At 73.1% G+C, this 10,700-nt stretch carries 7 protein-coding genes and 1 tRNA gene; 5 read left to right on the forward strand and 3 right to left on the reverse strand.

The genetic code is table 11. The features are described from left to right. Window positions 1–48 precede the first annotated feature (48 nt). A tRNA-Leu gene (locus ACRYR9_RS18545) sits at window positions 49–122 on the reverse strand. Between the two features lie 110 nt (window positions 123–232). On the opposite strand from ACRYR9_RS18545, the gene ACRYR9_RS18550 reads away from it, so the two are divergent. The 3 genes from ACRYR9_RS18550 to polA all read left to right on the forward strand — a co-directional run bounded on the left by ACRYR9_RS18550 (window position 233) and on the right by polA (window position 4,583). Further along, the gene (locus ACRYR9_RS18550) at window positions 233–850 is read left to right on the forward strand and encodes an ANTAR domain-containing response regulator (RefSeq protein ID WP_432498757.1); all 618 of its coding nucleotides are present in this window, start codon (window positions 233–235) and stop codon (window positions 848–850) included. A gap of 242 nt (window positions 851–1,092) precedes the next feature. Next, window positions 1,093–1,716, forward strand: a complete 624-nt coding sequence (locus ACRYR9_RS18555) for a GNAT family N-acetyltransferase (RefSeq protein ID WP_432498755.1) — start codon at window positions 1,093–1,095, stop codon at window positions 1,714–1,716. A gap of 68 nt (window positions 1,717–1,784) precedes the next feature. Next, the gene (gene polA / locus ACRYR9_RS18560; protein ID WP_432498753.1) at window positions 1,785–4,583 is read left to right on the forward strand and encodes a DNA polymerase I; all 2,799 of its coding nucleotides are present in this window, start codon (window positions 1,785–1,787) and stop codon (window positions 4,581–4,583) included. Between the two features lie 958 nt (window positions 4,584–5,541). On the opposite strand, the gene ACRYR9_RS18565 is transcribed toward polA, so the two are convergent. After that, on the reverse strand, window positions 5,542–6,144 hold the full coding sequence (locus ACRYR9_RS18565) for a class I SAM-dependent methyltransferase (RefSeq protein ID WP_432498750.1): 603 nt from the start codon (window positions 6,142–6,144) through the stop codon (window positions 5,542–5,544). A gap of 224 nt (window positions 6,145–6,368) precedes the next feature. Between ACRYR9_RS18565 and ACRYR9_RS18570 the strand changes: the two genes are divergently transcribed. Continuing rightward, entirely contained in the window at window positions 6,369–6,518 is a 150-nt protein-coding gene (locus ACRYR9_RS18570; protein WP_432498747.1) for a hypothetical protein, read from the forward strand. 1,549 nt (window positions 6,519–8,067) lie between these two features. Here ACRYR9_RS18570 and ACRYR9_RS18575 read toward each other — a convergent pair. Continuing rightward, window positions 8,068–8,934, reverse strand: coding sequence for a class I SAM-dependent methyltransferase (locus ACRYR9_RS18575; protein WP_432498744.1), 867 nt, complete (start codon window positions 8,932–8,934; stop codon window positions 8,068–8,070). A gap of 211 nt (window positions 8,935–9,145) precedes the next feature. Here ACRYR9_RS18575 and rpsA point away from each other — a divergent pair, with 211 nt between their 5' ends. Next, complete coding sequence (gene rpsA / locus ACRYR9_RS18580) at window positions 9,146–10,666, forward strand: 30S ribosomal protein S1 (protein ID WP_432498742.1); 1,521 nt, start codon at window positions 9,146–9,148, stop codon at window positions 10,664–10,666. Window positions 10,667–10,700 lie beyond the last annotated feature (34 nt).

Here is a 10,700-nt window from a genome sequence, read left to right on the forward strand (position 1 = left end):
GGGCCCGCACACCCCGTCAGGGGTGTGCGGGCCCGTCCTCGTGCGCGGTGCCCCGGGTGGGATTCGAACCCACACTGGATCGAGTTTGAGTCGATTGCCTCTGCCGGTTGGGCTACCGGGGCGCACGCCACCGCCCGCGAGCGGCGGCGCGGCCACCCTACCGGTCCAGGCACCGCGCCCGGCGGGGTGACGGGGCTCCGACACGCCGGCACCCGCCCACTAGGATGAGGGCGTGACCAACACTTCCGACACCGCCGCGACCCCGTCCTCCACCGCTCGCCGGGTGGTCGTCGCGGAGGACGAGGCGATCATCCGCCTCGACATCGTGGAGATGCTCCGGGAGGCCGGCTACGACGTCGTCGGCGAGGCCGGCGACGGCGAGCAGGCCGTCGCCCTGGCCGAGGAGCACAAGCCCGACCTGGTCGTGATGGACATCAAGATGCCCGTCCTGGACGGCATCTCCGCGGCCGAGCGCATCGTCAAGGCCCGCATCGCCCCCGTCGTGCTGCTCACCGCCTTCTCCCAGGCCGAGCTCGTCGAGCGCGCCCGCGACGCCGGCGCCATGGCGTACGTCGTCAAGCCCTTCACCTCCGCCGACCTGCTGCCCGCCGTGGAGATCGCCGTCAGCCGGCACCAGCAGATCATGGCCCTGGAGGACGAGGTCGCCGACCTCGCCGACCGCTTCGAGACCCGCAAGCTCGTCGACCGCGCCAAGTCCAAGCTGCAGACGCAGTTCGGCATGAGCGAACCCGAGGCGTTCCGCTGGATCCAGAAGACCTCCATGGACAAGCGGCTGACGATGCGCGAGGTGGCCACCACGGTCATCAACGCCGGCGACGACCGCTCCTGACCCCTCCCGCACCACCCCAGCACCACCCCAGCACCACCCCAGCACCACCCCAGCGCACGGCCCGGGCACCACCGTCGGTGACCGGGCCGTGCGCACCGGTGAACCACCCGGGTGAAAGCACCCACCACCACCCCCCGGGCCCCGCCCGGATCTTCCGCTCAGCCCGGCACAGGCCCTAAGGTCCCCTCAGCCGCGAGCGCGGCGACCGGAAGCGGGGGCCCGGTCCTTTCGAGGAGGACGCCGTGCCGAAACCTGCCGTGGTGGTGCGCGAAGCCGCGGTCACCGACGTGGACACCCTGATGGACCTCTACGCCTCCGCCCGCTTCGACGCCGGGCAGCTGCGCGCTTCCGTCGACAGCGTGCGCGCCCGCCTGCGCCGCGCCCTGGCCGACGGCACCGTGCGGGTGCTGCTGGCCACCGTGGCCGGTGAACCCGTCGGCTACGCCCTGCTGACCTCCTCACCCCTGCTGCCCCTAGGCGGCTGCGACGGCCCCAGCCTCGAGCACCTGCACGTGGTGCCCGAGCACCGCCGCCGCGGTGTCGGACGCGCCCTGCTGCGCCGCGCCCTGCTGCTCGCCGAAGCCGAGGGCGCCGAGCAGCTGGCCTGCACCGCCCTGCCGGGCGATCGCGACTACACCCGCTACCTCGCCCGGCTCGGCTTCGCCCCCGTCGTCGTGCGCCGCGCCGCCCCCCTGACCCTGCTGCGGCGCCGCCTGGCCCTGGACAGCGCCACCGCCCGCGACGCGCACAGCTCCGGCGTCGTGGCCCGCCGCCGCTCCCTGCGCGCCCGCCTGGCCCGCAGCACCGCGCTGCCCACCCCCCGCGACGGCACCGGACCCCTGCCCGACGCCACCCCCGTCAGCTGACCCCCGCGCACCCCGACCCCTGCGCTCCCGCACCGCGTGCGTCGCACCGCCTGACTACCCTGACCGACGTGACCCCACCTGCCGCGTCGACGTCCCGCCGGGCCACCACCGGCGCACCCCAGCAGACCCGCCCGCGCCTGCTGCTGGTCGACGGCCACTCCCTGGCCTACCGCGCCTTCTACGCCCTGCCCGTGGACAACTTCGCCACCAGCACCGGCCAGCCCACCAACGCGGTCTACGGGTTCACCTCCATGCTCATCAACGTCCTGCGCGACGAGGACCCCACCCACCTCGCCGTCACCTTCGACGTCTCGCGCTCCACCTTCCGCACCGAGGCCTACGCCGACTACAAGGCCACCCGCACCAAGAGCCCCGACGAGTTCCGCGGCCAGGTCGAACTCGTCAAGGAGGTCCTCGCCGCCCTGCGCGTGCCCGTCGTGGAGAAGGAGGGCTACGAAGCCGACGACGTCATCGCCACCCTCACCGAGAACGCCGTCGCCGCCGACTACGACGTCCTCATCTCCACCGGCGACCGCGACGCCCTGCAGCTCGTCCGCGACGGCGTCACCGTCCTGTACCCGCGCAAGGGCGTGTCCGACCTGCTGCGCATGACCCCCGACGTCGTCCAGGAACGCTACGGCGTGCCCCCCGAGCGCTACCCCGACCTCGCCGCCCTCGTCGGCGAGACCTCCGACAACCTGCCCGGCGTGCCCGGCGTCGGCCCCAAGACCGCCGCCAAGTGGATCGGCACCTACGACGGCCTCGACGGCGTCATCGCCCACGCCGACCTCATCAAGGGCAAGGCCGGCGAGAGCCTGCGCACCCACCTCGACGGCGTCATCCGCAACCGGCGCCTGAACGCCCTCGTGCGCGACCTCGACCTGCCCGTCGCCGTCGAGGACCTCGCACGCCGACCCTGGGACCGCGAAGAGGTCCACACCGTCTTCGACGGCCTGGAGTTCCGCGTCCTGCGCGACCGCCTCTTCGCCACCCTCGAGACCACCGAACCCGAGGCCGAAGCCGGCTTCGGCCTCGACGGCGCGATCCTCCTCGACGACGAGGTCGCCCCCTGGCTCACCGAGCACGCCACCGGCCCCACCGGCCTGCACGTCAGCGGGCACTGGCAGCGCGGCACCGGCGACGTCACCGGCCTGGCGCTCGCCGGCGCCGACGGCGTCGCCGCCTGGCTGGACCCCACCACCCTCACCGGCGGCGACGAGCACGCCCTGGCCACCTGGCTGGCCGATCCCGCCGCCCCCAAGCTCGTCCACGACGTCAAGGGCCCCAGCCACGCCCTGGCCGCCCGCGGCTGGACCCTGGCCGGCGTCGTCATGGACACCGCCCTGGCCGCCTACCTGTGCCGCCCCGACCAGCGCAGCTACGACCTCGCCGACCTGACCGTGCGCCACCTCAAGCGCGAACTGCGCGCCGAGGCCTCCACCACCCCCGACAGCACCGCGACGCCTGACGGCACCGCACCCGCCGGCGACGAGCAGCTCACCCTGGACGCCGGCGACGGCCCCGTCGGCGCCGACCTGCAGGCCCGCGCGGAAGAGGGCATGGTCCGCGCCCTGGCCGTCGCCGAGCTCACCGACGTCCTGGCCACCGAGCTGGAGACCCGCGGCGGCACCCGCCTGCTGCACCAGGTGGAACTGCCCCTCGTCGACGTCCTCGCTCGCGCCGAACGCACCGGCATCGCCGTCGACGACGACCTCCTCGCCGAGCTCGAACAGCACTTCGCCGACCGCGTCGCCCACGCCCAGCGCCAGGCCCACGACGTCATCGGCACCGAGATCAACCTCGGCTCACCCAAGCAGCTGCAGACCGTCCTCTTCGAGCAGCTCGCCATGCCCAAGACCAAGCGCACCAAGACCGGCTACACCACCGACGCCGACGCCCTGGCCTCCCTCTTCGTCAAGACCGGCCACCCGTTCCTGCAGCACCTGCTGGAGCACCGCGACGCCTCCCGCCTGCGCCAGACCGTCGAGGGCCTGCGCAAGTCCGTCGCCGACGACGGCCGCGTCCACACCACCTTCCAGCAGATGATCGCCGCCACCGGGCGCCTGAGCTCCACCGACCCGAACCTGCAGAACATCCCCATCCGCACCGACGAGGGCCGACGCATCCGCGCCGCCTTCGTCGTCGGGCACGACCACCAGGGCACCACCTACGACAGCCTGCTCACCGCCGACTACTCCCAGATCGAGATGCGCATCATGGCGCACCTGTCCGGCGACACCGGCCTCATCGCCGCCTTCACCTCCGGCGAGGACCTGCACCGCTTCGTCGGCAGCCGCGTCTTCCACGTCGCACCCGCCGACGTCACCCCCGACATGCGCGCCAAGATCAAGGCCATGTCCTACGGCCTGGCCTACGGCCTGTCCGCCTTCGGCCTGTCCAACCAGCTGAAGATCACCACCGAAGAGGCCCGCAGCCTCATGGACGACTACTTCGAGCGCTTCGGCGGCGTGCGCGACTACCTGCACGGCGTCGTCGACGAAGCCCGCCGCGTCGGGTACACCGAGACCATCATGGGCCGGCGCCGCTACCTGCCCGACCTCACCAGCGACAACCGCCAGCGCCGCGAGATGGCCGAGCGCGCAGCCCTCAACGCCCCCATCCAGGGCTCGGCCGCCGACATCATCAAGGTCGCCATGCTCGACCTCGACACCGCCCTGCGCGACGCCGGACTGCGCTCGCGCCTGCTCCTGCAGGTCCACGACGAACTCGTCCTCGAAGTCGCCCCCGGCGAACGCGACCAGCTCGAGGACCTCGTGCGCACCACCATGGCCGGAGCCGCCGACCTCGCCGTCCCCCTCGACGTCTCCGTCGGCGCCGGACGCTCCTGGCACGAAGCCGGCCACTAGGCTCTGCCCTGCTGGTCGAGGCCCGGCGACTCCACGCTCGTGCCGGACGGCGTGCGGTTGCACGACTGTCGACCCGCCTCAGCACGGGACGAGTCGTGAGCACCTGGCCGCACCGGCGGGGACGAGGGTGGGCCGCTGCTGCTGCAGGTGCGCCACGCCCGCCCGAACCGGTGGAAGACCACCGGCGCGCACGGTGTGCTCGCACTGCACGACGGGCAGACGGTGCACGCCGCGGTGACCCACCGCGACAGCGGAGCCAGGAGCAGCCGGCGCAGGCAGCGGGGCAGCAGGCCCAGGAGTGGGCGTCGGTGCCCACCGGTGGGCACTGGCCGCCCTCGCACCTGCTGACCCTGGGCTGGGGCGAGACGCAGCTGTTCGCCCAGCCGCGCGAGTTCCGCAGCGCGACGTTCCTCGAGCCTGCCACCGATCCACCCGGCGCAGCCGCTGACCTGCCAGCGGGCGTGCCCGGTGAGGTGGCCGGGCGGGCGGTGTGGACGGTGCTGCTGAGCGCGCCGGGCCGCAAACCCCACGACATGCTGGTCCCCGTGGACCGGGACAGCGCCCTGGTGCTGCGCTGGGTCTGGGTCGACGGCCGCCACGGCGCACAGGTGCAGCACCTGGACACGTCCAGGCGGCCCCAGGCGGACACCTTCACCTGGACCGGCCCGCTCGGCGCCGCCTTCGGCGCCGAGAGCCACCGGGCGCGCCGGGCGCGCATCGACGAGCACGCGCAGGAGATCACGAGCGCACCGCTGGCGCCGATCGAGGAGTGGGGATCGCAGCAGAGGTGGGTGCTGCTGGACGTCGAGCCCGCCACCGGTGCCCTGGCCTGCAGCGGCGGTGGCCCCGGTGACGGCGCGGTGCCGCTGCGCTGGTCGGCCGGTCAGCGCAGCACGGGCTGCACCCGCAGCAGACGCCCTCGTGATCCCGTCGACGACCGAGTGCGTCCTAGAGGCCGTCAAGCCGCCCGGACAGCGAGGACCGCGTGGGGGCGCCGCACACCTTCTGGGGGCCGCTGCAAGCGTTCGACCTCCGTGAAGCCGGCCGAGGTGAGTCGGCCCGCCATCTCCTCCACCGGCCAGCGGTACGCCGTGGTGACCTCGTGCTCGAACGGCTCGCGCACCGGACCCTCGAAGAAGCCCACGACCAGCGCCCCGCCCGGCGCCAGGAGCCGGCGGATGCCGACCAGGGCGCTGTCCAACTGCCCGGGTTCGAGGTGGATGAGGGAGTACCACGCGAGCGCCCCGGCCACGGAGGCGTCCGGACGGGTCACGTCGGTCAGCGATCCGACCTCGAAGGCCACGCCCGGGTGGGCCCGACGCGCGTGGGCGATGAACTCCGGCACCAGGTCGATGCCCGTGACCTCGCACCCTGCGGCGTGCAGGTGGCCCGTCAGGTGCCCCGGACCGCAGCCCACGTCCAGGACCGGGCCGCTCAGGTGCCCCAGGTGCTGCTCGATCAGCCGCAGGTCGTCGGGGTGCACGGTCTCCACCGATCCCAACAGGTCGATGTACTGCTGCGCGAGCGAGGAGTAGGCCTGCTGGACGCCTCGAGAGCTCATCGCGAGCACGCTACCCAGAGCCATCGCCGGGACCTCGCTCGTCGAACCGCGCCGAGCTCGACGGCACCACTCGGTCAGACCGCGATGCAGAACGGTGTTCGTGCCCTCCCCGCTCGGTCACCCACGACGACGAGCTGCGACACCTCGGTCGACACGGCGCCGCCCCACGCTCTCGCCGACCGAGCGATCGACCGCCAGCGCCTCTCGCTGCGCCCAGACCCCACGTGCCGCTGAAGCGACGCCCGGACACCACCACGGTGCCGATCACGCCCACACCGCCGGCGGGTGATGACGGGGTGGTCGGCGACTTGTCCGGGCAGGTCGTCGACGACGCCCGCCGGCGCCTGCGGGACCCGGCCGACGACGGGCCCTGACAGCACGGACGGCCCCGGGGCGCCTGATCGGCTCACCGGGCCCGACGACGTCCTGGACGAGCCCGCCCGCAGGCGCCACAGGGTCCTGCGCGCAGGTGTCGACGCGGCGACGTGGGCGTTGGTGAGCGCTTCCACGTGCAGGCTCGCTGAGCACAGCACCGAGGCGCTGCGCCTCCGCGCCGTCGCCCAGCAGGTCGCGCAGCGCTACCGCGACGTGGGCCTGGCCCAGCGTGCTGGGCACCCCTTCGAGGTGATGCACGAGGCGAGCTCCAACCAGGACGCGACCGCCGAGAGAGCGCCGGTGCAGGCAGCCACCACGGAGCGGTCAACGGCAGGCTCGCAGAACGGTGCGGCCGATCTGCACATCGTCTCCGGCGGGGGCCGCCGCACGTGCCGCGGTGCGCTCCGGCTCGCTGCTCGAACGGTGACCCCAACGCCGGTGCTCAGGGCGCTCGCCGGTGCCCTGGTGGCGCAGACAGGGGCGACCTTCCAGCCCGCTCCTGGACGACGCGCTCATCGCCATCACCGTCGCCGGTCCCAGCGCGGACCCGGACGGGGCTCTCGAGCGGCTGAGCGAGGTCGCCCGGTGCTTCTGCGGTCGACCGCGGTTCGTGACGGTCGAGGAGCTCCACGCGCGGATGGCCGAACCGCCGGTGCAGAACGCCGACCCGGACGCTGACGACGGCGGTGATGACCTCCTCGAGGTGATCGAGCCCGACGACGACCGCCCGGACCGTGCGGAAGACAGCGAACTGGTCGCCGCTCCGGCTGCACCCACCGCCTCATCGGGTGCAGCGGCCACAGCGGATGCCAGTGCGGCCAGCGCCGGCCTCGCCGACGACACGGACCCCGCTGCGCCCGCCTCGCCCACCACGGCGCTCGCCGGCAGCACAGCTCCGTCCACGTGCACGGCGACGGTCGAAGGGGTGCGTACCCGCAAGACCAAGGCGTCCCGTGCGCCGGTGCCGGCGCCACCGGCGTTGCGATTGCGCTCGGGGGAGTCCTGGCAGGCAGCGCGGGTGTTCTCCATCTCCGGGGTCGGCACCGGTGAGGAACAGGAGGAGCGCGCCACCTCCGCGCTGCTGGCCACGATGATGGGCGTGCGGGCCTCCGCGCGCGGGCTGACCGGCCGCTTCGACGCCCCCGGCGGGGCCGTGGAGACCTGCCTGGAGACCCCGTTCACGCCGGACGAGGCCACCGCCATCCCCGACGGGGTGATCCGCACCGCCCGCGCCGGGCGGGAGTGCACCGGGTCGGTGGAGGTCGAGACCGGCGACGGGCAGCTGCGCCGGGCACAGGTGGAGAACCACCTCGACGTCGCTCGCGAGCAGGGCTTCGACGCAGTGATCACCACCTCCGACGAGATCGCTCCCGGCACCGGGGAGCACCCGGTGCACGTCGACGAGCGCAAGCTGCGCGGCGAGGTCGCCCTGTTCCACCTCCCGTGGGCCGAGGTGGTGCACGAAGCGCAGACGACCTCGAGCCACCGCGGGGTGGGGGACACGCTGCAGGCGTGGCTGCTCACCGCGAGGCGGGCAGGTCACGCCTGTCACCTGCTCACGCAGGAGCCCCCACCGGCCGGCACGCTGCAGCACAGCACCAGCGTGCCGGGCACCAGCTCACCCCGCAGCCGGCTCCACCCGCCCCACACCGCATCCCCGGCCGCCCACTCCGGCTCCACCAGGTCCTCCACCACCAACCCGGCACCACGCACCAGACGCACCCAGTCACCCACCGTCCGGTGGTGCTCCGCGTAGGTCACCACCTCCGCACCCGCACCGTCCACGTCCGTCTCCACGTACGCACGACGGTCGAAGTACGAGTGGTGCACCCGCAACCCCTCCGGCCCCGGCACGTCCGGCAACGCCCACCGCACCGGGTGCGGCACGCTCGCCACCAACCGCCCACCCGGCCGCAGCACCCGCACCACCTCCACCAGCACCCGCTCCACGTCCGCCACGAACGGCAACGCCCCGTACGAGGTGAACACCACGTCGAACACCCCCGACGCGAACGGCAGCACCCGCGCATCGCACTGCACCAGCGGCGTCACCACCCCCGCCTCCGCGTCCGCGACCACCCCCTGCGCCAGCATCCCGCCCGACAGGTCGCTCGCCACCACCCGCGCCCCGCGCCCCGCCAGCCACCGCGAGCACTGCGCCGCCCCCGCACCCACCTCGAGCACCCGCAGACCCCGCACGTCCCCCAGCAGCCCCGCGTCCTCCTCGCGCAACCCCTCCGGACCCCACACCAGGTCCGAACCCGCCCGCGCGTCCCCCAGGAACGCACCGTGCTCAGCCCGGTAACCCACCGCCTCGCGGTCCCACCAGCCGCGCTGGGCCGCCACCACCTCCCGCGCCCCCACCGCCCGCCGCCGCACCGCGAACCCGCCGCCACCCACCTCGTCCTCGCCCACCACCGCATCCTCCCAGCGACCCCCGCCCCGCGGCGCTCGCGGCCACGCGGGGGAGCGCGGGGGGTGCTTTGCCTGGGCGCAGCAGCGCCGGTACGCTTGAACGGCGAGCGTCCGTCCCCGGTTCCACGACATGTTCCGAGGTCCGCGCCCGTGGCGGCCGGGAACCCCCGGGCGTGACCCTTCGACTGTCCCTGACGGAGCCCCTACCTCCATGACGACCACGACGACCGCTCCGGCGAGCGCCACCCCTCAGATCGCGATCAACGACATCGGATCGGCTGAGGACTTCCTCGCAGCGGTCGATGCCACCATCAAGTACTTCAACGACGGTGACATCGTCTCCGGCACCATCGTGAAGGTCGACCGTGACGAGGTCCTCCTCGACATCGGTTACAAGACCGAGGGGGTCATCCCCTCGCGCGAGCTCTCGATCAAGCACGACGTCGACCCCAACGAGGTCGTCGGCGTCGGCGACGAGGTCGAGGCCCTGGTCCTCCAGAAGGAGGACAAGGAAGGCCGCCTGATCCTGTCCAAGAAGCGCGCGCAGTACGAGCGCGCCTGGGGCACGATCGAGGCGAAGAAGGAAGCCGACGAGGTCGTCGAGGGCACCGTCATCGAGGTCGTCAAGGGTGGTCTCATCCTGGACATCGGCCTGCGCGGCTTCCTGCCGGCCTCGCTGGTGGAGATGCGCCGCGTGCGCGACCTGCAGCCCTACGTGGGCCAGAAGATCGAAGCCAAGATCATCGAGCTGGACAAGAACCGCAACAACGTGGTCCTGTCCCGCCGCGCCTGGCTCGAGCAGACCCAGTCGGCGGTCCGCCAGAACTTCCTCACGACCCTGCAGAAGGGTCAGGTCCGTTCCGGCGTCGTCTCCTCGATCGTCAACTTCGGCGCGTTCGTCGACCTGGGCGGCGTGGACGGCCTCGTGCACGTCTCCGAGCTGTCCTGGAAGCACATCGACCACCCCTCCGAGGTCGTCGAGGTCGGCCAGGAGGTCACCGTCGAGGTGCTCGACGTCGACATGGACCGCGAGCGCGTGTCCCTGTCGCTGAAGGCCACCCAGGAAGACCCGTGGCAGCAGTTCGCCCGCACCCACGCCATCGGCCAGGTCGTGCCGGGCAAGGTCACCAAGCTCGTCCCGTTCGGCGCGTTCGTGCGCGTCGACGACGGCATCGAGGGCCTGGTGCACATCTCCGAGCTGGCCGAGCGCCACGTCGAGGTGCCCGAGCAGGTCGTCCAGGTCAACAGCGACATCTTCGTCAAGGTCATCGACATCGACCTCGAGCGTCGCCGGATCTCGCTGTCGCTGAAGCAGGCCACCGAGTCCCTCGCCGCCGCCGGCGAGGAGTTCGACCCGTCGCTGTACGGCATGGCCGCGGACTACGACGAGCAGGGCAACTACAAGTACCCCGAGGGCTTCGACCCCGAGACCAACGACTGGCTCGAGGGCTACGAGGCTCAGCGCGAGGAGTGGGAGACGCAGTACGCCCTCGCCCACGAGCGCTGGGAGGCGCACAAGCGCTCCGTCGCCGAGCAGGCCGAGGCCGAGGCCCGCGCCGAGGCCGAGGGCGTGCCCGCCGCGGCATCGACCTCCTCCACGGCGTCCTCGTCGTCGTCGGGCTCCGGTTCGGCCCCGTCCTCCTACACCTCGGAGGCCCCCGAGGCCGCGGGCACGCTCGCGTCCGACGAGGCCCTGGCCGCCCTGCGCGAGAAGCTCACCGGCGGGCAGTGACCCACCCGGCCGGGACCGTGCTCGCACGGTCCCG

Origin of the sequence: Kineococcus auxinigenes, assembly GCF_050871525.1 — a bacterium.
Taxonomy (GTDB): Bacteria; Actinomycetota; Actinomycetes; order Actinomycetales; family Kineococcaceae; genus Kineococcus.